The sequence below is a fragment of the Legionella qingyii genome (genome assembly GCF_003184185.1).
On record NZ_QHJG01000015.1, the window covers coordinates 68999 to 92714 of the forward strand.

Consider the following 23716-nt stretch of genomic DNA (forward strand, 5'->3'; position numbering starts at 1 on the left):
AATTATAAAACATTTATCTCACCCTATAACTTTATAGGGTGATTGTAAAAAAACTATGTGCCTGGTTGATGAATGTCGTTGCTTGCGTCATCGCCCAACTGCTCATGCAATTCGTTACTCACTGCAATAAAAGTATTAGCTAGATTATGCAAATAAATCTCCGCTGATAACCTGACTCCATCTTTAACCATTTCCATAGCGATCCTTTGTTGCTCTTTAGATAGAGCGGCTATGAGTTTAGAATTCGCATTGGTTAAGAGCTCTTTGTAATCCTGATGTCTATCAGTAAGTCGCTTTTTGTTTTTTAATTCAGCACAAAGACGTAACATTAAATGTATGCATGTGGTTACGTTATTTTTTTCACTTAATTTAATCGTTTTAAATATCACTTCAATGGCATTCCATTGGCTTTTATCAACGGTAGCCGCAAGAAATTGAAAATCTTTGACACTATCAATAACGTAAGGCAGCATGCCTCCGTATTTAATAAGTAGCTTTGATCGAATTACTTTCGCATCACCATTTGAAAAAATATCGAGTGTGTTTTTATCAATTCGTTCAAAGGATCTTGCCTTCAAAACAGCTACGAGCTGTTTTTTAATTTGCTCAATCGATTGTATCAGTTCTTTATCAGCACAAAATTGTCCAGCCCCGGCGGACCTTGGCTTAAACACGAGTCGATACAAATCACGCAACAAAGAATCAATTATAAAACGAACATCATAAGCCAGATATATGCCAACTGACTTATCTTCGCTCAATTCATAAAACCGCTTGCTAACTAGTGACACACTATTTTTATCATTTCGGGAGGTCACTGTTCTTTGAAGAATTGGCAGTAGCATTTCATTTGGAAGGCATTCAATTGACAAACCAGTTTGCTCTTGGTGAGAATCAGTAGAACTTTTAAAAAATCTGCCGAATCCTAGCATTTGAATTCCTTACAATTAATAATTGGTCAGATATCCTGAGAAATAAATCAACCATTCGACCTGCTTTAATTTCTACCTGGGAGAAGTGAAACGAAACCCAGGGTAAAGAAGCTCTATCATATCCAGAAATCCTGGGTTCTGCTTCGCGTCACCCAGGTTACCAATCAAGCCATTGATTTAGCAAAGCAATCAATTCCCCCACCCCTTCCTTTTTCAAAGAAGAAAAAGATTGAACGGTAATTAAATGCTCTGCCAATTCGTAATGCTTACGAACTTTTGATACCGTATTTTTTACCTCGCTGCGGCTTAATTTGTCTGATTTAGTCAGTAAAATATGGACGGGGAGCTCACGGTTTAATGCCCAGTCAATCATCATCACATCTAAATCTTTTAAGGGATGACGAATATCCATCAATAAAATCAACCCTTTTAAGCTTTGCCTGACTTCAAGATAATGCGCTAAATTTTTTTGCCAGTCCATTTTCACTTGCAACGCGACTTTGGCGTAGCCATAACCTGGCAAATCGACAAGACGACGCATTTCATCAATTCCAAATAAATTAATCAATTGAGTACGTCCGGGCGTTTTACTGGTGCGGGCCAAATTTTTGATGCCAGTGAGACAATTTAAGGCACTTGACTTCCCGGCATTTGAACGACCAGCAAAGGCAACTTCATACCCTGAATCCTCAGGTAACTGAGATACACGTGCAGCACTTTGTAAAAAAACTGCTTTAGAATAAGGATTTTCCAACATAAGAATTATAATATTTTGGGATTTCAACTAAGGCAGTGTACCATTACTTCGTGAATTTATTATGAGAAATCGATGAAAAAATTTGTACTCACTTTTATTCTATGCTTTCCATTAGTTCTTTTTGCTCAAGAAAACACCTCATCCGCAGCAGACAAAGCGGTGATTTGTTCCGCATGCCATGGTCAACAAGGCAATAGCCCGAATCCCGACTGGCCTAATATTGCTGGGCAACATCCCAAATACTTTATTAAACAACTGAACGATATGAAAGACAGTGCATTACGTAACGCACCGACAATGAATGCACTTGTTGCCACATTGAGCAAACAGGATATGGATGACTTGGCAGCATATTATGCTAAAATGCCTCTTGCTAATGGCAGTACCCCTAAACAATTTCTTAAACGGGGTGAGCAAATCTACCGTGGAGGAGATTTTGCAAAAAGGATTACGGCATGTATCGCCTGCCATGGTCCTAAAGGTACGGGCAATGCTCAAGCTGGCTTCCCAATACTGTCTGGCCAACATGCTGCTTATACCGTGTTGCAATTAAATGCATTTAAAGACGGGAAGAGAAAAAATGATTTAAACCATATCATGCAAGATATTAGCAGTAGAATGAGCCAAGAAGATATGGAAGCAGTCGCACATTATATTGAAGGGTTACACTAGGAAACTAAATTATGTTAAAAAAATTAATCGCTGTATTCTTTCTTTTACCAGCAATGGCTCTAGCTGCATCATTTGTTGAAGGGAAGGATTATCAAATTGTTACCAATCCGAACGCAACAAATAATAAAAATAAAACCCCCATTATTGAAGAGTTCTTTAGTTATGGCTGCCCCTGGTGTTATAAAATAGAGGCCCCTCTCGATACATGGGTTAATAAGATGGGCAATAACATTCAATTCGAACGTGTCCCAGTGGTATTTAAACCATCCTGGGAGCTCTATGCTAAAGCCTACTACACCGCAAAAACCCTTGCACTTTCTGATAAAATGACTCCTTTACTGTTTAAAGCCATACAAGAAGAGAGAAAACCTCTCGATTCCAAACAGTCAATGATCAGTTTCTTCGTTGCGCAAGGAGTCGATAAGGAAATCGCAAAAAGTGCTTTTGAAAACTCACCAACCATTGATATGCGTGTACAAAATGGAATGAGTCTCATGGGAACTTATCAAATTAATGCGGTACCTGCCTTTGTGGTAAATAATAAGTATAAAACCGACTTACAAATGGCTGGCAACCCAGAGCGGTTATTAGAACTATTGAATTACCTCACACGAAAATCGGCTTAATCAGCCGGTTAATTATAACCATTCAAACACCTGGGTGAGGGCGCAAGCCCTAACTCAGGTCGAGAAACTCATTCATAGCCCAAATCCCTTGATTCCACTAAGCGTAACCCAGTCTACAGTACTTAATACGAAGAAATTTATATAAACATAAGTTAATGCTTCACGTGAAACGTTCGACTAATGCGCTTATAATCACCTCATCCTGAATAGTTTACGACGAAGGCGCTCCTCACTACATTCGGGATCTGAGGTATGGCCACCGCACAGACGTGAATCCATCTCACCTACAAAGTGACACTATATATAAACAATTTACCACTAATGACTCGAAAATGTGATTTAAGGTGCGTGCTCGATGGATTTTTTCTGATATATAAGTTCTTTCGCAGCGGTAAATCCCATCATGTCACCCAACATTCTACTTAAAACATCCAATATGTCCTTTAGGGCACTTGAAAGCGGACTGGTTAGAAAGGTACTCAAAACAGGGCTCTCTTGTTTATAAAAGTTGTTAGTCTTTTCAATGAGATATAATGTTTTTCTACAAAACTCAGTCACTTCGTCCACTCGTCTGGAAGCAAACAGTTTTTCAAACTGGGCTCTGTACTCCGCTCTTATTTCTCCTTTTAGGGGTAAATTCTGGTGCTGTTCAGTAAATAAGTTGGCACGATTAAGGTTATTGAGCTTTAAAAAATTATTGAAACATATATCTAAGGCGGGCTTGAGCTTACTTAATTGTTTGCAAAGATATATTTGAAGGGTAATTTGTGCAAAAAGTTGCCTTACAGTCATTTCATTAAGGGCAGAAACTTCTAAATAATCCCCGCCCAATTCATCCGCTAATTCCTTTGCTTGCTTGAAGGTTACTTCTCTTCGTTTCACCAAGTCTGCTTTACAACCGACTATAACTATAGGGATATCTTTCCTAATTGTCCTTAAATGAGCCACATGCTCCTTCGTGCCCGAAAAAGAAGCCTTATTGGCTAAGTCAAAGCAGATCAAGGCTCCATCAACAAATCGAAAATAGGACGCAACTATTTTCTGTAATTTTGGTGCTCCCGAAGCATCCCAGATACGCAACTGTATCCTTTTATCGAAAACATTAATCGGTTTTATTTCTTGGTCAACCCCCATAGTATCCATGTATTCATCGAAACTACATGGGGTGCGATCACAATAAGTACGCAATAGACACGATTTACCAACCGCATTATTTCCTAGAAGGATTATTTTGAAATGCTCATCATATTCTTGCTTTTGCTCCATGCTAAACAACCTTCCTTGAGATGAATTTGAACAAATATAACAAACTATTCGCTCTAATTTAAGCATTCCATGAGTCGTTTTTGGAGATTGAGGGAAGCGTAGCAAAGCAATTTTGTTGCTAATAAATGCTTCTGAATTTAGTTCATTAAATCTTTTATGCTCCTTTACCTGGATTCTCTAAACTTAAAATTCCGGTATTAAAATCATAAGCAAAAATCTCAGCATAACGTCCCCAGTCAATCATCGTACGTAATACACGGTCTGCTTCTTTTTCACTTAAATAATCTTCAAGCTTACTCAAAAATCGTTCCTCAGAAACTCTATGCCCTACTTTTTCATCTAAAATTCGCCGGATATAACGTGCAAGAGGTACCTTTTCCAATAATCTTTGCGCAAATAATTGCTTACGCTCTTGAAGATCGGCCTCAGCAAATTGCTTTCCTAAGTCGCTTAATTGGATATCCCCTGCAGAAACTTTAGCAAAACCTAATATTTCCAAGGTTTCAAGTATGGGGAATAAGTCATCAATATTCATCATCAGCTCATCTGCAAGCTCAGGTAAATCAATGCGCTCTTCAAAGGAGGTCATCGTCTCAATTAAGCCGGTCAGTTCGGAGGGCTCTACATCAGGCAAGCGATATCCTAAACCGATTTGCCGCTCTCTTTGGGCACGCTTTGCTTTTTCTTTAGGGCCAGTAGTCATTAAAGTATAAATTTTATCAACTAACGCCCGAAATTCAGGCGATTCCGGATCACGTGGTTGCGGCAAGGTGACGGGTAATTCAGCTCGAATGTAACCTGGATCATTGCCAAAAATTACAATTCTGTCAGCTAATGTGGCGGCTTCTTCAATATTATGAGTCACTAATAAAATTCCATTGGTATTGGTTTTCTTTTCTGCCCATAACTCCAACAAGTCGGATTTCAGGTTTTCCGCGGTAAGCACATCAAGCGCGGAAAAAGGCTCATCCATTAATAAAACATCAGGATTAATAACCAGGGCACGCGCAAAACCAACCCGTTGACGCATCCCACCTGAAAGCTCTTTGGGAAAGGCCGATTCAAAACCATCAAGACCAATGATATCAATCGCTTCAATTGCTCGATGCCTGCGCTCTTCGCGACTTACTCCCTGCGCCTCAAGACCAAGTTCTACATTTTCCAATACAGTAAGCCACGGCATCAATGCAAACGACTGGAACACCATTGCAATTCCCGCAACAGGACTGGTGACGGGTTTGCCTCTATAGGTCACAGTCCCACTAGTGGGTGCTATAAGACCCGCAATAATACGCAATAAAGTGGATTTCCCTGAACCGGATTTACCTAATAAAGCAACTATTTCGCCTTCTTGCAGCTTAAAGTTCACATCCTCAAGCACAAGCAAATTTTGTTCTGCTGCTTTTTTAAAAGACTTGCGTAAGCTTTCTATAGCAATAATGGTTTCAGACATAGGTATCTATTAATTAAGGTTAAAACGTTCTTCCGCCAACCGATAGAGCGGACGCCAAATCAAATGGTTAAAAGTAAGTACATACAAACACATCATTGCAGTACCTAAAGCAATTTTGGGGAAATCTCCTGTAGCCGTACTGGCCTGGATGTACTCACCCAAACCGGTCGCTCTCAGTGTGGTGTCCCCCCAACTTACGAACTCTGCCACAATGCTGGCGTTCCATGCACCACCTGCCGCGGTTATGGCACCAGTAATATAAAAAGGGAAAATGCCGGGCAAGGCTAGTCTTTTCCACCACAGCCATCCTTTTAAGCCAAAATTGTCTGCAGCAAGATAGAGTTCTCTGGGGATAGTAGATGCTCCCGCGATCACATTAAATAAAATATACCATTGGGTTCCAAGAATCATGAGTGGAGTCACCCATATTTCGACATTTAAATGAAACGCAACAATAGCAATCACAAATAAAGGATAGAATAAATTTGCGGGAAATGCTGCAACAAATTGAATCACTGGCTGTATTTTTTGCGCAATTCTTGGCCGTAGACCAATCCACACTCCTACTGGGATCCAAACTAATGAACTCAGGAAAATCATGCACAGCACTCGTGCCCCTGTTGCGGCGCCAAGCAAAAATACATGCAAAATATCACTCACTTTCAATTCTGCAAGAATAAAGCGCAACAAAAACCATGCTCCAGCACCAACGCTAATTAAAACCAGGATGCTCCAAAGTCGATCCAGGCGCTTCTGTCTTTTAAAATCAATCTCTTTAATTACTTTGGTCTCATTGATTCTAAGCCAGCGCGCATTGACAAAATGATCGGTAAAAATACTGAGGATTTCAGCAAACTGCTTCATTAGCCGACTGCCGCGTATCCAATCCACGAGCCAAGATTGATATTCAGCCTCATCATGTGATGGCTCTGTTTTAAACTTTTCAGACCATGCAATCAAAGGCCGGAAAAAGATTTGATCATATAAAAAAATAACAATCATCATCGCCAAAATAGCATAACCCACAGCGTGTAAATCACGTTGTTGAATTGCCAAGGCAATATAAGAACCCACCCCGGGTAATCGGATGTCTTGATGCGCAACAGAGATCGCTTCAGACAAAACCACAAAAAACCAGCTGGCAGACATAGAAACCATCATGTTCCATAACAAACTCGACATGGAAAAAGGAACTTCCAATTTCCAAAAGCGCTGCCATGCGGAAAGTCGAAACATAGAAGAAACTTCTTGTAAATCATGTGGTAATGTTTTTAATGACTGATAAAAGCCAAAAGTCATATTCCATACTTGGGCACAAAAAATCGCAAAAATGGATGCACATTCAGGCCCCAATAAACTGTTAGGAAATAAGCGGATAAACGCGGTTACCGTAATCGATAAAAAACTTAAAACGGGTATGGATTGCAAAATATCAATCGCAGGGATAATGATTTGTTCTGCACGTCGATTTTTAGCGGCCCAAAGCCCTACAGTAAACGTAAAAATGATTGAAAAAAACAATGCAATAAACATACGAAGTACCGTACGCAATGCATAAAAGGGAAGATTGGCTGGATCCAATGAAATGGGTATCTGCTCTCCCAACTGATATGGAGTGGCCATTTGCGATCCGGCCCAACCCAAGAAAAACAATATGGAAAAAATAAGAATAAGGAGCAGCAAATCCCAACGATTTATATATCGGCCAAATCTATCAGGATTAGCAAAGTAGAACCGACTCTCGCGCACAATGCCTCCTCAATAACTTTGTCGACACCCAAATACACTCTGCAACTTTTTAATCACGCAGTATATATAATTGAACAAAAAAGCAGTGAAACTAAAGGGCCTCAATGTAAGCCTGTGCATCTCAAAATTACTGCGCTGGAATTAGTTTTTGTAGATACGAGTTCAGCTGCTTGTTTCAGGATAATAAAATACCATAAAGACGGCATAACCGATAGATTATAGCGGCTGAATATATCGCTTTCTTTCTTATAAAGACCAGGAGTATTCTGGTCAAAAACCCTAAAAATAACAAGGTGAAATGCGACAAAATATTAAAATACATTAATATTCAATAAATTAGCTCTTTATTTTATCTAAAAAGAAATAATTTGCACAAATATTGAACTTTTTAATAATTTCCGTGTCTAATATAGTGAGCATTTCCCCCGAATGCTTAGCTCCGCTTTACCCCCTCTTAAGTGGAGCAATGTTTAGATTCATTCTCTAAACATTAAATTTGCCCCGGCAGCTGCCGGGGATTTTTTTATGTGTATTGAATGGGTTACACTATAAAACAATCTATCTAATTGTGAATGTACTCTTAAACTTATTTTCTTATGGCAAACAGGATATGCTTATGATTAAAAAATTAGCCTTTATTTTCTTATCAATTTTTTTCCAGTTAAGTTATGCACAACCGGAACCAGTGCAATTATCTGTCTGGGTCAATGAAGCAATCGTTGCTACCTATACCTATAGTTATAAAAATTATCTCGAAGATCAGAAAAAAATAGCGAAATATTTTACTGCAGATGCCTGGATTGCCTACAGCAATGCTTTAAATGCTTCCAAATTACCAGAGGATGTACAAAAAAATCTTTATAGCGTAAGTGCCGTAGCTACTGCGCCACCTGTAATCACTAATATCGACCCGACACATTGGAAAGCAACTATGGGGCTGATCGTTGTGTACCAAAACCCACAATATCAACAACGACAAAATTTGAAAGTAAATATTAATTTTATGGTCGCCCCATCAGGACAGGGAGTACGTGGATATACCATTACCAGTCTACAGGCCATAATAAACAAACAACCTTGTAAATGTGATGTTGAATCAGAAAGTGAATCAACGCCAGCTAATACGCCCCCAGCAGGTACCCCTACCCCAAATAATGCCAAGCCATAAGTCCGAGATGGATAACGATTAACATGCCAATCAAAATTAAAATTATATTTAATTTGATTGGCATGGTTACATCTAAAGCCGACTCCTCAGGATCGTTGGGATTATAATAGATATCAATCGCGGTATTTTCTTGAAAGGCAATAGCCGCTTTATAAGCAATACCGCGGGAATATTTACTATTCGGATTATTACGTGCTGTATCTAAAAACAAATATTCCCCAGTCAAATTTTTATCATCAACTTGGTAAGTGTATTCAATTTTAGGCCAAACGCTATGACCTACTTTTGTCCATTCACATTTCGTAATATAACCTTTAACTTTTAGCCACGATTGCGCTTGCATTAAAACTTGCCTATCACGCCAAAAATGCCGGAGGAGTATCAGGAGAAAGAATAACCATCCTAAATCCAACATCCAACGCCAAACATTTAGCCAAGTCATTAAAGTAGTCCTAAGAAATATGCAGTATGCAATATACAGTATATATCGCAATAGGTATAATCACCCACACTAAGGTGATTGAAAAAGGACGTACAATGATTGCTAAAACCCCTCTCCATGCCACACACCAAGCATGTGGCGCTAAAATGGTTGATTTCCATGGTTGGGAAATGCCTTTGCATTATGGTTCTCAGCTTAATGAGCACCATTATGTGCGTAAAGATGCGGGCATGTTCGATGTCTCGCATATGACTATTGTTGATATTCTTGGTGCCGGTGGCCGTCAATTCTTACGCAAGCTTTTAACTAATGATGTGGATCAGCTTGAACACAACGGAAAAGCACTTTACAGTTGCATGTGTAATGAACATGGTGGAATTATTGACGATCTTATCGTGTATCAACGCGCGTCAGATAATTATAGAGTCGTCCTAAATTCTGCAACCCGACAAAATGATTTGGCCTGGATTCGCAAAAAAAGTGAAGGATTTGCTGTTGGCTTGCAAGAACGTAGAGAATTGGCGATGATTGCCGTACAAGGACCTAACGCCATAGAAAAAACACAACAAATACTTAATCCTGCACAAATTGACGCGGTTTCTACTTTGACAAATTTCGAATGTGTGGATGTGGAACAATGGTTTTTTGCCCGTACTGGGTATACTGGCGAAGATGGATTTGAAATCATCGCCCCTCAAGAATGTGTTGTCCAATTATGGAATGATTTAATGCAGGTTGGCGTTCATCCTTGTGGATTAGGTTCGCGAGATACTCTTCGCCTGGAGGCAGGAATGCTTCTTTACGGCCAGGATATGGATACGACCACCAGTCCCTTGGAGTCAGGCCTTGGTTGGACTATTAAATGGGAACCCGCAGACCGTGATTTTATTGGCATGGGCGCTTTATTCTCCCAAAAACAAATTGGAATTAAACGAAAAATGGTGGGGCTTACTTTATTAGATAAAGGAATTATGCGTCATGGACAAAAAGTAATAATCCCAGGTTGTGCTGATGGAATTATTACGAGTGGGAGCTACTCACCTACACTGGAACAATCTATAGCCTTGGCAAGAGTTCCAGTTGAAACCGGTGAGGAGGTAATGGTTGATATTCGCGGCAAATTACTCCCGGCAAAAGTAGGCAAACCGCGTTTTGTAAAAGCAGGAAAAGCAATTTAAGGCATCGAATTAAGTTAGGGTCTGTTTACATTTCGCTAACTTGAGCCAAACTGCCTTGATTTTCGAGTACCGAAACGCAGCATAGTATGGGCATTGAAGCACAGAAAATCAGGGAAGTTTGGCCAAGATAGTAGAAATGCAAACAGCTCCTAATTAAAAGTGAGAACTTGTGGTCTGAATGCAAGAAGCAGAATCTGAGTTTCTAGTAACTTGTAGATTCTATAGATTCAACTTCACTTCAGTGCTATAGAATTAAATAAGGACAATGCAATGAATGAATTAAAATTCACTAATACCCACGAATGGCTGAAAGAAGAACAGAATGAAGTAACTGTAGGCATTACCGACCATGCCCAGCAATTATTGGGTGACATGGTTTTTGTCGAGTTGCCTGAAATTGGTGATGAAGTAAGTGCTGGAGAAGAACTTGGTGTTGTCGAGTCAGTAAAAGCAGCTTCTGATTTTTATGCACCAGTGAGCGGTGTCGTTACGGCCATCAATGAAATAGTTGTCGAAAATCCAGCTCTTGTTAACTCTGATCCCTATGCGGCAGGTTGGCTTGTGAGAATAAAGCCCAGTCATCCAGATGAAATTAATAGCTTATTGACTGCTGAACAATATCAAAACGAGATCGCTGAGGAGCATTAATTATGCCTTATATCCCACATACTCCTGAAGACAGCAAAGTCATGCTTGATTCCATTGGGGTTCAAGATACACAAACTTTATTTGATGAAATCCCTTTGTCCTTGCAATATGCAGGATTTCAAAATATACCGGCGGGTATCAATGAAATGGATATGCTCAAAGAAGCAAAAAATCTGGCGAATAAAAATATAAATGGAATCTGCTTTATGGGTGCAGGATGCTATGAGCATCATATACCTGCAGCAGTGTGGGATATCGCTTCTCGTGGTGAGTTTTTAACCGCATATACCCCTTATCAAGCCGAAGCCAGTCAAGGCACTTTGCAATTATTATACGAATATCAAACCATGATCTGTGAATTAACAGGCATGGATGTATCTAATGCATCGATGTATGATGGTGCTACAGCATTAGCCGAAGCCATTTTAATGGCGGTACGAGTTAATAAGCATAGCAAAACAAGTCGTGTATTAATCCCTGGGACAATTCATCCCTTCTATCGTGAAACCATTGAGACCATCCTGCGTAACCAGCATATTGAAGTAATCATATTGCCTTTTGATGAACAGCAAGGAATTACCTCTCTTTCTGCATTGGAACGATATACAGGAGAAGATATAACTGCACTGGTTATCGCTCAGCCTAACTTTTTTGGCTGTCTGGAAAAAGTAGATGAACTAAGCGATTGGGCGCAGCACAATAAAACCATCAGTATTGCTTGCGTTAACCCGGTTTCGCTCGCCTTATTAAAGCCACCAGGCTCATGGGGGAAACATGGCGTGGATATTACATGCGGTGAGGGACAACCTTTAGGCGCTCCTATGGCATCGGGTGGTCCTTATTTTGGTTTTTTAAGTACCCGCATGGCTCATGTACGCCAAATGCCTGGCCGTATCATTGGATGTACTTTGGATAAAGATGGGAAAAGAGGATTTACTTTAACGTTGCAAGCACGTGAACAGCATATACGTCGAGCCAAGGCAACCTCAAATATTTGTACGAATCAAGGTTTGTTAGTTACCGCAGCGACCATTCATATGAGCCTTTTAGGTGCTGAAGGATTACGTCAGGTTGCAAGCCAATGCCATGAAAATACTCATGAGTTAGTAGATGCTTTAACCCAAATTGATGGTGTCGAGCAGGTTTTTGCTGCCCCTTATTTTCATGAAGCATTAATTAAACTCGACCAACCTGTAGATAAAGTGTTACAACAATTGGCGCAGGCAGGAATTACAGGAGGTTATGCCCCAGGAACTCATTATCCTCAATTGGCGAATACCCTTTTAGTTTGTGCGACAGAAATGCGTACTAAAGAAGAAATAGCACTTTATGCCAAAACCTTGAAATCCATTATGTCTCAACGAGGTGTCTCATGTTTGTAATCCAGTTAACCTACTTGGTTCCGCTTAGTGAAGTAGATAAGTACCTGCAAGCACATAGAGAGTTTCTTGATTACTACTATAAGCAAGGCTTATTGCTGGTCTCAGGCCCCATGAGACCCCGTACAGGTGGAATTATCATAGCAGCCACAAATGATCGCGCCTATCTCGAATCCATATTTAAAAAGGATCCTTATTATTTGGCGGAAATTGCGGAGTATCAATTTATTGAATTTACCCCCGTCAATCATCGAGCTGAACTTAAAGAATTTATTCAAAAAATGGAAGGCAAATTATGTTGATTTTTGAATTATCTAAAAAAGACCGTCAGGCAACAGCCCAAGCGCCCAAAATTTCAACCAGTAAATACGCCATTCCTGCTGAATTGCAGCGAAAAACACCCCCCAAAATGCCTGCATGTTCCGAATTACAGGTAGTCCGGCATTTTACTCGTTTGTCTCATAAAAATTTCTCGATTGATAGCAATTTTTATCCTCTGGGTTCTTGTACCATGAAGTATAATCCTCGAGGAGTTCACAAAGCAGCATCCATAGCCAACTTTCTCAATCGTCATCCTCTGACCCCAGAAGAAAATAGCCAAGGTTTTTTAGAGCCCTTGTATCTCTTGCAAGAACATATTGCTGAAATTACAGGAATGGCTGGTGTTTCTTTAACACCCATGGCCGGCTCACAAGGAGAATTTGCCGGCGTTGCGATGATTAAAGCCTATCATCAATCCCGAGGTGATACCGCACGCGATGAAATGCTGATCCCCGATGCGGCCCATGGTACAAACCCCGCCTCTGCTGTCATGTGTGGCTTTAAGATTATTGAAATATCTACTGCTGCGGATGGCGACATCGATCTTGAAGCGTTAAAAAGCAAACTGGGACCAAGAACCGCCGGTATCATGCTAACCAATCCCTCTACTTTGGGCCTATTCATGCGCCAAATTAAAGAAATAGCGGCACTTGTTCACCAAGCAGGGGGATTATTGTATTACGATGGTGCCAATCTTAATGCTATTTTGGGAAAAGTAAGACCCGGGGATATGGGTTTTGATGTCATGCATTTAAACCTGCATAAAACATTCGCAACCCCGCACGGTGGTGGCGGACCTGGTGCTGGTCCTGTAGCTGTAGGTAAGCGCCTGCTCCCCTTTATACCCCTACCGGTCGTGAAAAAATCCGATTCAGGATATCAATGGGCAACTCGCCAGGACTATCCACAAAGCATTGGCCGTCTGTCTTGTTTTATGGGAAATGCAGGTATTTTACTGCGTGCCTATTTTTATATGCGCGTGCTCGGTAAAGAAGGATTACTTCGCGTTTCAGAATACGCAACGCTTAATGCAAATTATCTACTCAAAGAACTGACTAAAGCAGGTTTTACGGCAGCCTATCCGAACCGACGTGCATCTCATGAATTTATTCTTACTTTAAGTCCAGAAAAGAAAACATTTGGGGTTACCGCAATGGATTTTGCCAAAAGGCTGTTGGATTATGGCGTTCATGCCCCAACTACTTATTTCCCATTGCTCATTCCTGAATGCCTCCTGATTGAACCAACGGAAACTGAGAGCAAGGAAGAATTAGATCATTTTGTGGGAATCATGAAAATGATTAAAGAAGAAGCAGCCACAAACCCTGACTTGGTTAAAAATGCCCCTCATACGTTACCGGTCAAACGGTTAGATGATGTTAAGGCAGCCCGAGAATTGGATTTAAATTATTTTGCATCCCATAAAGATGAAGAAGCCTAGAGGAACCATTAATCTTCAATTCCAGGATAGGTGATGCAAATAAGGCCCTAGAGCATCTCTGATTATAATCATAACTTGGGCGCTATACGTCCGAGTTATGATCCCTCCCTGTAAGACCACACTTAAAACACATAGGGCATGTCTTGTGCATCAATCCTATTAGGTCTATAAATATAAAATGGAATTAATAATTTATTTTTACACGAGCATCACCTACGCTTTAGATAGGGCGCCGAATTATAAAAGAAGGAATGTATAAAGTGCTTCCCAAGAACCTTACAGTTCTCCATTTTCTCTTACAAGACATACAAGTCTGTATGGATTTACGTTATATAGAAAGAATCCTCCCTTTGCCTATGCTCGAAATCGTTCCATCCAGTCCAGTCTATTTTGCGGGATTAATGAATTTTAAAAGCAATTGCATTCCTGTGCTTGACTTGGCTATTGGTACGGGCTTGACACGAAATGAAGTCTATCCATTAAATACGCCCATTCTACTTTGCGCTGATGGAACGCATCAGGTTGGCTTGATTGTTGATAAAGTCCTTGGATTGAGTCCTGTCGATGAACAACAAATCGAAATACATGAAGAATTTACAAGTAATAACTCACCTTTTTTTGGCGCTGTGACGCTGGAAACAGGGGTTTCACTATTGATTAACATCGATTGGGTTTTTGCTTTAAAGTTAACCCAACTCCACCATTCGACTACGAATCATGAGCAACATGAGCACTAATATATTAAATGACATAAAAAAACTTGAGCCTGCATTTATAGAATTAATTCATGAGCGTTATGGACTTATTATCCATGTAAACCAAGCTCAAGAATTAGCAAAAACCATTACTGCTGCATGTAATAAATTCAATTACCAACCCCGAGAATACTTGGAGCAATTAAAATGCTGCGCCAGTAATTCTTCTTTATTAGCTGATTTAGTTGCAGCAATTACAGTGGGAGAAAGCTACTTTTTTCGTGACAAAAATCAGATGAATTTACTTGAGCATAAGCTTCTACCTCAATTGATAAAACGAAAATCAGAAGATTTTACTTTAAAAATTTGGAGTGCCGGTTGTTCTTCAGGTGAAGAAATATATACCATTGCCATGTTGTTGGATAAACTCATACCCAATCTTGATACATGGGATCTCTATTTATTAGGTACCGATATCAATACCACCGCACTACAGAAAGCAATTTCAGGAACATATGGACAATGGTCCATGCGCTCTATTCCAGAAAATTACTTACAACGATATTTTCAAAAAAATAATCGTACTTATATTATATCGCCTGAGATTCGTGATTTGGTACAATTTAAATACCTAAACTTATGTGATAATACCTATCCATCCATAATCAATGGAATATTTGAAGTCGATTTAATCCTATGCCGCAATGTGCTAATTTATTTTGATAATGAACTTGTTACAAAAATTATGAAAAAGATAAGCGCATGCATGACTGAAAATGCTTATCTTTTACTGGGCGCATCAGATCCTATTGTTACAATTGGGACAAATCTTGTTTTTCATCATGATGGTGCAATCTATTTCTCACTGGATAGTAATGATGAAACAAAAAAGGATTTTGAATGATGATCAAAGAACAAAAGCATGCTTCAGAATTGATACCCAAAAATGAAGAAGCACTTAAAATACTGCAGGCAAGAGCAAAACAACTTGCCAAACAGGAAATAGATACCAGTAAAAATCATGGTATTACTTTCGTTCGCTTTAGCCTAGGCCAAAATGAAAATTATGGGATCTCTTATCAATATGTCCAAGAAGTTTTACGTAATGTGAACATCGCTCCAGCTCCTTTCGTACCTAATTTTATTGCCGGGGTAATCAACTGGCGAGGTGCGCTGATTACGGTAGTAGATCTCATTAAGTTTTTTCATCTAAATTATGCAATTACCGATACGGAACAGAATAGTGAATTTATCATCGTTGTTCAGGCAAATAATATAACTCTTGGCTTACTTGTGCATCACGTCGAAGGTAGCGAGCTTTATCAACCTAGCGAGCTAGCCGCGCCATTATCTTCTGCGAATGTGACTAATCCAGAATATATTCTGGGATTACATCATGCCGTTACGGCAATCATTAATGTAGAAACGTTCATATCAAGTTTAAGCCAAGAACTTAAAATGCGTTTATATAAGATAGGAGAAACTCATGGAAACTAATGGGAATAAACGGTTTGTTCTTACAGTACGTGCTCGTTTGTTGATTGGCTTTATGACCCTTAGTTTACCTGTAATACTATCAATTCTGTATTTGATCCCCAAAGTAAACAACGTAGTCTATCTGAGTCAGGAAATTCGTAGTGAAAACTTAACTGAAATTCTTGATAGCCAAATCTATCAAACCCAAGACCTTCTCGAACACTGGGCGATGACGGGGGATCCGAGCGCCAAAGTGCATTTCGCCCGTTTGTGGGGTCAAATTAATCAAGTCAGGAACCGTTGGGATCAAGTAATGCATTCAATCGGTGATAAAACATTACAGACTAAATGGGATAAATTGCAAGAATTATATACGCCTCTTTATGATATTCAAACATCATTCATCAATGCCCCCAGAGATCCCAATAATTCAAGTAATGTAGAAAATAGCCGAAATAAGACGAGAGATGTCGAAAATGCAATGATTGACATTATACTGGGTACTTATTCTTCAGAAACAGGCAAAAGAAGTGGTGGCTTGTATTCATCTTTATCGAAGGAAATTGAAAAAAATACGGATAAGATCAATGAAAGCTTAAGTTCCCTAAAAAAATCTGCTTATGCATTATTGATTCTTGCCATTCTTTTAACGATCACAGTTCCTTACATAACACAACGATCGATAGCGCGGCCAGTGGATAATGCAATTAATATTGCAGAACGCATCGCAGCCGGTGAGCGTGATATAGATATCCAAATCCGATCTGCAGATAAATTGGGTAAAATGCTGTTATCGTTAAAAACAATGCAAGAGGCGATTAAGAAAAATGAAGAAATCCTTCGCAATAAAGAAGAAGAATCTCGAGAGTTATTTGAAAAATTAGTCAATTCATCGAAAAAATTTAGACTACATAGCAGTAAAGTTGCCTCAGGTGATCTTAGGGAGCGTCTTGAAATAGATAAAGAAGATGTATTGCAGGATCTAGGCAGAGATTTAAATTCGATGACCGATGGATTGGCATCAATCACCAAAAAAATTACTAAAGTCAGCAGCGATATAGTCACCATGGTTGGCACGGTACTCACATCAGCCAATGAACAAGCAGAAGGTATTACTTCTCAAGCCTCAGCTATTAATGAAATCAGTGCTTCACTTGAAGAAATAGATAAGAGCTCAAAGCAAACCATGGCTAAGGCACAAATGCTACGGGAAGTTGCTAAAAATACCTACGAGCAAGGAAAACTAGGCACCGAATCAGTCGAGCAGAGTATTCATGGCATTAAAGCTTCTGAAGAAAAGATGAAGCTTATAGCGCAAACCATTCTTGATTTAAGTAATCACACGCAACAAATTGGCGACATTACTTCGGTGGTCAATACTCTTGCCCAACAATCAAAAATGCTAGCATTGAATGCATCAATTGAAGCCTCCAAAGCCGGAGAAGCTGGAAAAGGTTTTGCCGCCGTAGCAACGGAAGTGCGAAATCTTGCAGAGCAATCAGAACAATCCACCGTGCAGGTCCAAAAAATTCTTGAAGACATTCGACGCACTACAGAACGAGCCGTTACCGTAACCGAAGAAGGAACCAAGACTCTTGATTCAGGACTAAAACTCATTGAAAAAGCAGGCCAAATTATCCAGGCTTTAAGTAAAATGATTAATGAAGCGTCGATTTCAAGTCAACACATCGAGGTGGCTATTCGCCAAGAAGCAGTTGGCATTGAACAAATCGTTGAAAGCATGAATGAAATTAATCGCACTACTTCAACTTTTTCCAGCGGAATAAAAGAGATGATGACATTTATTCATAATTTGGATGATATTGCCAAACATCTAAAGGATGATATAGATATCTACAAAGTTTAGGAGCTCCATATGACTCCAGACGATCAATTACTTGCAACCTTTAGTGCAGAACTTGAATCATTACTGATAATTATCACGGATCATTTAAAAATGATTGAGCGTAGTGAATCAACGAGTAATATAAGTCCTATGATGGAAGAAATTTCCCGAGCAGGACGAAATATTAAAGTATCTGCATTTTCTGTTGGTATCGATGATCTGGGGAAAATAGCTGAGTACATTGAAAAACTTTTTGAGCCATCTCAAAACGTATCACTTGAACGAATTAATTTAGGGTTTCACGCCGTGGATGGAATGCGTGAAATTCTTCATGATTTTATAGAAAAAAAGCCACCATCCGCGGAGCTTCATGCATTATTGTACCAGTTACAACAGGCTCTTCATGCCGAAAAGACTGAAGAAATCGCAAATATAGAAGAATCGCCTTCACCTAAGCCTATTGTCCCTGAAGAAAAACCGGCGACTAAAGCATTAGACAATGAATTTGTAAAAAAACTTGTTGAAACATTCAAAGCAGAACTTCAGGAAAATTTAATCACCATTACCGATGGTTTGCTGCAGCTTGAAAAAGGAACTCAATCAGAACATGAGTTCCAGAGTTTACTCGAGGAAATCTTTCGTATTGCGCATAACATCAAAGGCTCTTCGCGTGGTATAGGAGCTCTTGATGTAGGTGAGATTGCTCATCATATAGAGACTTTATTTACCGCCATCCAGAAAAAAAGCATAAAAATTTCTCCGGGCTTGATTAATCTTTGTCTGCAATCGATCGATTACATGAATGAAGCCATGCAATGTTTCAGTGAGCAAAAACCACTATCGTTTGACTTAAAAAATCACTTAATGCAACTAGAACATTATAATGAATTGTCCTCTGAAGAAATTCCATCTCCAGGATCAAGTGCTGAGCTATCTGCGGTTAAAAAAGCACCCGTAACTCAAGAAGTACAAACAAAAACAAGTGAATTTGAATCAATCCGCGTTTCGTTACAAAATTTGGATCGTGTTTCAGTTTATACAGAAGAAATTCAAACCATTAAAATTGCCATCGAAGAATATTACAACAAATTAACCAAGTTGAATTATGAAATCGAGAATCTGGTCCAATTATGGAAAAAAAATAAAGCCAATTTAAAAATCCTTGCTCAAGAGGAAGAAGAACCTTTGCTCTCCTTGTTCTCCACAAGTTTTGTTGAATTATCTCAAATCAATAATGCAACTCACTTAATACAAAGGGAGTTACGAACCCCCGTTAACGAACTATCCATCTTATTAAATGCGCTCCAGGATGAAATTCGCACTTTGCGCCTTATTCCAGTAACCACCCAATTACGGAATTTACCGCGAATCGTACGTGATTTAGGCCATGAACTAAATAAACAAGTGGAACTCGAAATAAATAGTAATGATGTAAAAATTGATAAAATGATCCTCGATGGCTTAAAAGATCCCATCGTGCATCTTTTACGCAATGCAATCGATCACGGTATAGAAAACGCTGAAGCCCGTAAAGCAGCCGGCAAATCCCCTCAAGGCAATATTCGTATCAATGTTAATCAGGAAGATAACCAGATTGTGTTCAAAATCATTGATGATGGTACCGGCATTAAAGCAGATGATGTGATTCGCATCGCGTTACAAAAAAAAATAATTACCCAAGCTGAGCTTGAAAATATGAAAAAAGAAGATATTTACGAGCTCATTTTTCGACCGGGTTTCTCCACTCGGGAAATTGCAACTGATATTTCTGGGCGTGGCGTGGGCTTGGATGTCGTACGTTCCAATTTGCTTCGCTTAAAAGGCCAGGTCAGTATTGAAAGTCAACCCGGAAAAGGAACCATTTTCTTTCTGAAAGTGCCGCTCACCTTGGCTACAGAACGTGGGTTGACTGTTGCCTGTGACGGTCAAATTTTTGTGATTCTTACCAACTCTGTAGAAACAGTGATGTTATTAAAACGGCATGAAGTTATAACCGTGGAAGGAAGCCCGAGTGTTCTTGTCAAAGAACAACCAGTTTTGTTATGCTCGTTGTCTAAGGTACTGCATCTTGATGAAAAGAAACAGAATAATAAAGAACATATCTCTGTTGTTGTAATCAAAAAAAATGGGGACAGTATTGCCTTACTTGTCGACGAAATTATTGGTGAAAGGGAAATTGTACTCAAACCGTTGCAAGAACCATTAACAAATATCCCTTGTGTCATCGGAGCTACTCTGACGGGCAGCAATCAAATTAATTTCGTATTAAACTCCTCGGAGATCATTAAAAAAATGCTGCTATAGTGAACTATTACCCATGATAAAAATTTTAATTGTTGATGACTCACCAACTGAAGTCGCATTAATTCAACACATCATCCAATCTGAAAATGATATGCAAGTCATTGGTGTTGCAAAAAATGGCAAAGAAGCAATTGACTTAACAGCAAAATTAAAACCTGATCTCATTACCATGGATATTCAAATGCCAATCATGGATGGACTCGAAGCCACTCGCATAATTATGGCTGAAAATCCGACCCCCATTGTGGTAATCAGCTCCATGGTGAATGATGAGTCGCTCCATGCCACCTTCCATATTCTTGAAGCAGGCGCGTTAACTGCTTTGGCAAAACCCGTTAATGTATTTTCTCCTTCTTTTGAAGAAAGCAGGAAACACATCGTAGATACCCTGCGAAGTCTCTCTGATATTCGCGTTGTCAAAAAACCATTGAAGAAAAATTCGCCTCTTGAAGAAGGCAAAAAAAATAAAACAGAACACGCTAAAATTATAAATTACGAAATTGTAGGGATAGGCGCTTCTGTTGGCGGTCCTATGGCATTAAAGACGATTCTCTCGCAATTAACTCCTGATTTTCCATTACCTATTATGGTGGTTCAACATATGAGTCCTGGCTTTATTCGAGGATTTGCACAATGGCTTGAAGAAAATACGGGTCTTAAAGTAAAAAATGCAGTAAATCATGAACCATTGCAAAAAGGAACAGTATATGTAGCTCCGGAACACCAGCATATGGAAATTGAACGTCTTCATGAACAATTAATATGTAAATTAGTTGATGGGGTTCCAGTGTCTGGTTTTTGTCCTTCGATTACACGATTGCTGCAATCCATTGCTAAAGTTTCTGGAAACAAAGCGATTGGAATTCTATTAACCGGAATGAGTGATGATGGGGCAGAAGGCTTATTGGAATTAAAAAAAGCCCATGGACATACCTTGATTCAAAACCAGGAAAGTTCCATCGTTTTTGGAATGGGCGCGGTAGCTCAATCATTGGATGCTGTAGATCAGGTCATTGGTTTAGAGCAAATTGCAAGTTATTTAACAAAAATTTGTACCACAAAATATGAGTAGCTCTTCTATGGAAAAAGAAAATCCAGTGATTTTGGTTGTGGATGATAGCGCTACAATGCGTCTAATTACCTGCAATGCATTAATCAAAGTAGGTTTTGAAGTCATTCAAGCCGAAAATGGTGATGCCGCATTATCGCTACTTAAAACCTCTAAACCTGATGCAATTTTGCTGGATGTAGAAATGCCAGGTATGAATGGTTTTGAAGTATGTGCAGCGATTCGAAAATTACCTGATTGTCTTTTCCTTCCAATCATGATGGTTACTGGTTTAGAAGACTATGAATCCATTAATAAAGCCTTTCAGGCCGGGGCTACTGATTTTACCACTAAGCCAATTAATCCAACGCTACTGGGATATCGTGTCCGTTATATGGTGCGTACTAACTCGTACTTTCAAGACTTGCAGATTGCTGAACAAAGGGTCAAAGTCCTGAATGAAGAGCTGATTAATAAGTTAGTCGAAATCCAGCAAAATGCGATTGCTGTAGCACGCTTTGTCCCTCAAGATTTTCTTAAAGTGCTGAATCGTAAAAATATTTCGGATATCAAGCTCGGCGATTGTGTTGAAAAAGTCATGACCGTTTTATTTTTAGATATAAAATCGTTTACTTCTCTAGCTGAACGTTTATCTCCTGTTGAAATTTTCACTGTTTTTAACGAACTAATGAGTTATTTAGATCCAGCCATTTTTAAAAATTCTGGTCTTATTGATAAATATATTGGTGATGCCGTTATGGCATTATTCAATAATGCCGATGATGCTGTCGCTGCGGCATTGGACATGTTAGATGCCCTGGATGATTTCAATGCCACCCGTGTAGGCGATAACCTGAAACCCATTAACGTAGGAATTGGGATAAACACCGGTAATTTGATTGTAGGCACCGTTGGTTTTGAAAAACGGATGGATTGCAGTGTAATTAGTGATGCAGTCAATATTGCTTCTCGACTTGAATCATTAACTAGAAATTTTAATATTGAACTTGTCATTGGTGAACAAACCTATGAAGAATTAAAACAAAAAGAAAAATACAATTTACGGTGCTTAGGTTTAACGCAAGTGAAAGGCAAAAGCTTGCCTATAAGAATTTATGAAGTTTTTAACCATAACCCATTAACCGAAATACAATTGAAAAAGGATTCTGCTTCTCTTTTTACGACTGCATTGAAGCATTATGAAGCCAAACAATTTGCCGATGCAGCAAATCTTCTTGAGCAAATCGTATTAAATAATCCAAATGACTCACCCGCACAATATTTTTTGCAGCGATGCAAAGAAAAAATGATTGATGAGAACGCCTAACCCTTAAAGCAAATCCAAGGATAAGCGCAATGAAATCCCCAGGTGCCACTTCGCCCAGGTTAGAACCTTGAGTGTATTTTTTACCCACATTATTGTGACATTATTCTTCTATAGTAACCCTCTCATATTTAGGCTATTATTGGCCTTTTTGTTGGAATAATTTTAGCCATGCACACTGCCATTGTAATTCCTGCCCGTTATGCTTCAACTCGTTTACCAGGAAAACCGCTGGCAATGATTCAAGGGCAAACGATGTTACAACGTGTGGTCCGCTTATCCTGTGCGGCTGCCGAAGGATTAGAAAATGTGTCTGTAGTCGTTGCAACCGACGATGAGCGAATTGTCCAACATTGTAATGAATTAGGTGTTGCATCAGTAATGACCTCACCAGAGGCCCCGAGTGGAACTGATCGCGTCGCCCAAGCAATCCAGTCTTTGACGAGTGAACCGGATTTCATTTTAAACATGCAGGGCGATGCCCCCTTAACACCACCAGATTTTTTACGTGCATTAATCGATGCTTTTGCTACGTCTCCTTGTGACGCCGTCACCCCCGTAACTCAATTATCCTGGAACCAGCTGGATGATTTGCGCCAAAATAAGTTGATTACTCCCTTTAGCGGTACTACAGCCGTATTCGATGAACAAACTGGCAACGCTTTTTGGTTTAGCAAAAACATTATTCCTGCCATACGCAACGAAAAGGAATTACGTCAAAAAAGTGATAAAAGCCCTGTATTTCGTCATATTGGTTTGTATGGTTATTCGCGAGATATGCTCAAACAATACATTAGTTTGCCAGAGGGTAAATTTGAAAAAATGGAAGGATTGGAACAATTACGTATCTTGGAAAATGGTTATACTCTTCGTTGCATTCCCGTTGACTATAAAGGTCGTGCCAGTATGTCAGGCATTGATAGCCCAGAAGATATAGTACGAGCGGAAGCGCTGATTGCCCAACACGGCGAACTATTAAAAAGGATGTAAC

General features: G+C 39.4%; 23 protein-coding genes. 17 read left to right on the forward strand and 6 right to left on the reverse strand.

What is annotated here, in order from left to right; all coding sequences use genetic code 11:
- Positions 1-53: 53 nt before the first annotated feature.
- Together DGG96_RS10480 and yihA are read right to left on the reverse strand one after the other, a co-directional pair.
- Positions 54-932 carry an F-box protein gene (locus DGG96_RS10480; protein ID WP_110142618.1) on the reverse strand — a complete coding sequence of 293 codons (879 nt, stop codon included), beginning with the start codon at positions 930-932 and terminating at the stop codon, positions 54-56.
- A gap of 157 nt (positions 933-1089) precedes the next feature.
- Positions 1090-1689 carry a ribosome biogenesis GTP-binding protein YihA/YsxC gene (gene yihA, locus DGG96_RS10485; RefSeq protein ID WP_110142619.1) on the reverse strand — a complete coding sequence of 200 codons (600 nt, stop codon included), beginning with the start codon at positions 1687-1689 and terminating at the stop codon, positions 1090-1092.
- A 72-nt stretch (positions 1690-1761) separates the two neighbouring features.
- Between yihA and DGG96_RS10490 the strand changes: the two genes are divergently transcribed.
- Positions 1762-2361, forward strand: coding sequence for a c-type cytochrome (locus DGG96_RS10490; protein ID WP_110142620.1), 600 nt, complete (start codon positions 1762-1764; stop codon positions 2359-2361).
- An 11-nt stretch (positions 2362-2372) separates the two neighbouring features.
- Positions 2373-2987 (forward strand): thiol:disulfide interchange protein DsbA/DsbL, encoded by a 615-nt coding sequence (locus DGG96_RS10495; RefSeq protein ID WP_110142621.1) that lies wholly within the window; start codon positions 2373-2375, stop codon positions 2985-2987.
- 339 nt (positions 2988-3326) lie between these two features.
- On the opposite strand, the gene DGG96_RS10500 is transcribed toward DGG96_RS10495, so the two are convergent.
- The 3 genes from DGG96_RS10500 to DGG96_RS10510 form a co-directional block, all read right to left on the reverse strand.
- A complete protein-coding gene (locus DGG96_RS10500) occupies positions 3327-4253 on the reverse strand; it encodes a Rab family GTPase (protein ID WP_110142622.1) in 927 nt (308 codons plus the stop codon).
- A gap of 154 nt (positions 4254-4407) precedes the next feature.
- Positions 4408-5706 carry an ABC transporter ATP-binding protein gene (locus tag DGG96_RS10505; RefSeq protein ID WP_110142623.1) on the reverse strand — a complete coding sequence of 433 codons (1299 nt, stop codon included), beginning with the start codon at positions 5704-5706 and terminating at the stop codon, positions 4408-4410.
- A 9-nt stretch (positions 5707-5715) separates the two neighbouring features.
- On the reverse strand, positions 5716-7329 hold the full coding sequence (locus DGG96_RS10510; RefSeq protein WP_240610448.1) for an ABC transporter permease: 1614 nt from the start codon (positions 7327-7329) through the stop codon (positions 5716-5718).
- On the opposite strand from DGG96_RS10510, the gene DGG96_RS21180 reads away from it, so the two are divergent.
- Positions 7330-7677, forward strand: a complete 348-nt coding sequence (locus tag DGG96_RS21180; RefSeq protein WP_240610449.1) for a hypothetical protein — start codon at positions 7330-7332, stop codon at positions 7675-7677.
- Between the two features lie 394 nt (positions 7678-8071).
- The gene (locus DGG96_RS10515; protein WP_110142625.1) at positions 8072-8623 is read left to right on the forward strand and encodes a DotI/IcmL family type IV secretion protein; all 552 of its coding nucleotides are present in this window, start codon (positions 8072-8074) and stop codon (positions 8621-8623) included.
- On the opposite strand, the gene DGG96_RS10520 is transcribed toward DGG96_RS10515, so the two are convergent.
- Entirely contained in the window at positions 8598-9065 is a 468-nt protein-coding gene (locus DGG96_RS10520; protein WP_110142626.1) for a DUF3592 domain-containing protein, read from the reverse strand. The genes DGG96_RS10515 and DGG96_RS10520 overlap by 26 nt on opposite strands.
- Before the next feature lie 95 nt (positions 9066-9160).
- Between DGG96_RS10520 and gcvT the strand changes: the two genes are divergently transcribed.
- The 13 genes from gcvT (at position 9161) to kdsB (ending at position 23715) form a co-directional block, all read left to right on the forward strand.
- Positions 9161-10243, forward strand: coding sequence for a glycine cleavage system aminomethyltransferase GcvT (gcvT, locus tag DGG96_RS10525; protein WP_110142627.1), 1083 nt, complete (start codon positions 9161-9163; stop codon positions 10241-10243).
- A 270-nt stretch (positions 10244-10513) separates the two neighbouring features.
- A complete protein-coding gene (gene gcvH / locus DGG96_RS10530) occupies positions 10514-10891 on the forward strand; it encodes a glycine cleavage system protein GcvH (RefSeq protein ID WP_110142628.1) in 378 nt (125 codons plus the stop codon).
- A 2-nt stretch (positions 10892-10893) separates the two neighbouring features.
- Complete coding sequence (gene gcvPA / locus DGG96_RS10535; protein WP_110142629.1) at positions 10894-12273, forward strand: aminomethyl-transferring glycine dehydrogenase subunit GcvPA; 1380 nt, start codon at positions 10894-10896, stop codon at positions 12271-12273.
- A complete protein-coding gene (locus DGG96_RS10540; protein WP_110142630.1) occupies positions 12264-12572 on the forward strand; it encodes a YciI family protein in 309 nt (102 codons plus the stop codon). The genes gcvPA and DGG96_RS10540 overlap by 10 nt, the downstream gene beginning before the upstream one ends.
- Entirely contained in the window at positions 12566-14032 is a 1467-nt protein-coding gene (gene gcvPB / locus DGG96_RS10545; RefSeq protein WP_110142631.1) for an aminomethyl-transferring glycine dehydrogenase subunit GcvPB, read from the forward strand. The genes DGG96_RS10540 and gcvPB overlap by 7 nt, the downstream gene beginning before the upstream one ends.
- Before the next feature lie 251 nt (positions 14033-14283).
- Positions 14284-14769, forward strand: coding sequence for a CheW domain-containing protein (locus DGG96_RS10550; protein ID WP_110142632.1), 486 nt, complete (start codon positions 14284-14286; stop codon positions 14767-14769).
- Positions 14759-15631: a CheR family methyltransferase gene (locus DGG96_RS10555; protein ID WP_233590585.1), complete on the forward strand. Its 873-nt coding sequence runs from the start codon at positions 14759-14761 to the stop codon at positions 15629-15631. The genes DGG96_RS10550 and DGG96_RS10555 overlap by 11 nt, the downstream gene beginning before the upstream one ends.
- On the forward strand, positions 15628-16224 hold the full coding sequence (locus DGG96_RS10560; protein ID WP_110142634.1) for a chemotaxis protein CheW: 597 nt from the start codon (positions 15628-15630) through the stop codon (positions 16222-16224). The genes DGG96_RS10555 and DGG96_RS10560 overlap by 4 nt, the downstream gene beginning before the upstream one ends.
- Positions 16214-18070 (forward strand): methyl-accepting chemotaxis protein, encoded by a 1857-nt coding sequence (locus DGG96_RS10565; RefSeq protein ID WP_110142635.1) that lies wholly within the window; start codon positions 16214-16216, stop codon positions 18068-18070. Before DGG96_RS10560 ends, DGG96_RS10565 begins: the two co-directional genes overlap by 11 nt.
- A 9-nt stretch (positions 18071-18079) precedes the next feature.
- Positions 18080-20353, forward strand: a complete 2274-nt coding sequence (locus DGG96_RS10570) for a chemotaxis protein CheA (RefSeq protein WP_110142636.1) — start codon at positions 18080-18082, stop codon at positions 20351-20353.
- A gap of 13 nt (positions 20354-20366) precedes the next feature.
- Positions 20367-21425 (forward strand): chemotaxis-specific protein-glutamate methyltransferase CheB, encoded by a 1059-nt coding sequence (cheB, locus tag DGG96_RS10575; protein WP_110142637.1) that lies wholly within the window; start codon positions 20367-20369, stop codon positions 21423-21425.
- Between the two features lie 7 nt (positions 21426-21432).
- The gene (locus DGG96_RS10580) at positions 21433-22728 is read left to right on the forward strand and encodes a response regulator (protein ID WP_110142638.1); all 1296 of its coding nucleotides are present in this window, start codon (positions 21433-21435) and stop codon (positions 22726-22728) included.
- A gap of 168 nt (positions 22729-22896) precedes the next feature.
- Positions 22897-23715, forward strand: a complete 819-nt coding sequence (gene kdsB, locus DGG96_RS10585; protein ID WP_110142639.1) for a 3-deoxy-manno-octulosonate cytidylyltransferase — start codon at positions 22897-22899, stop codon at positions 23713-23715.
- Position 23716: the final 1 nt, after the last annotated feature.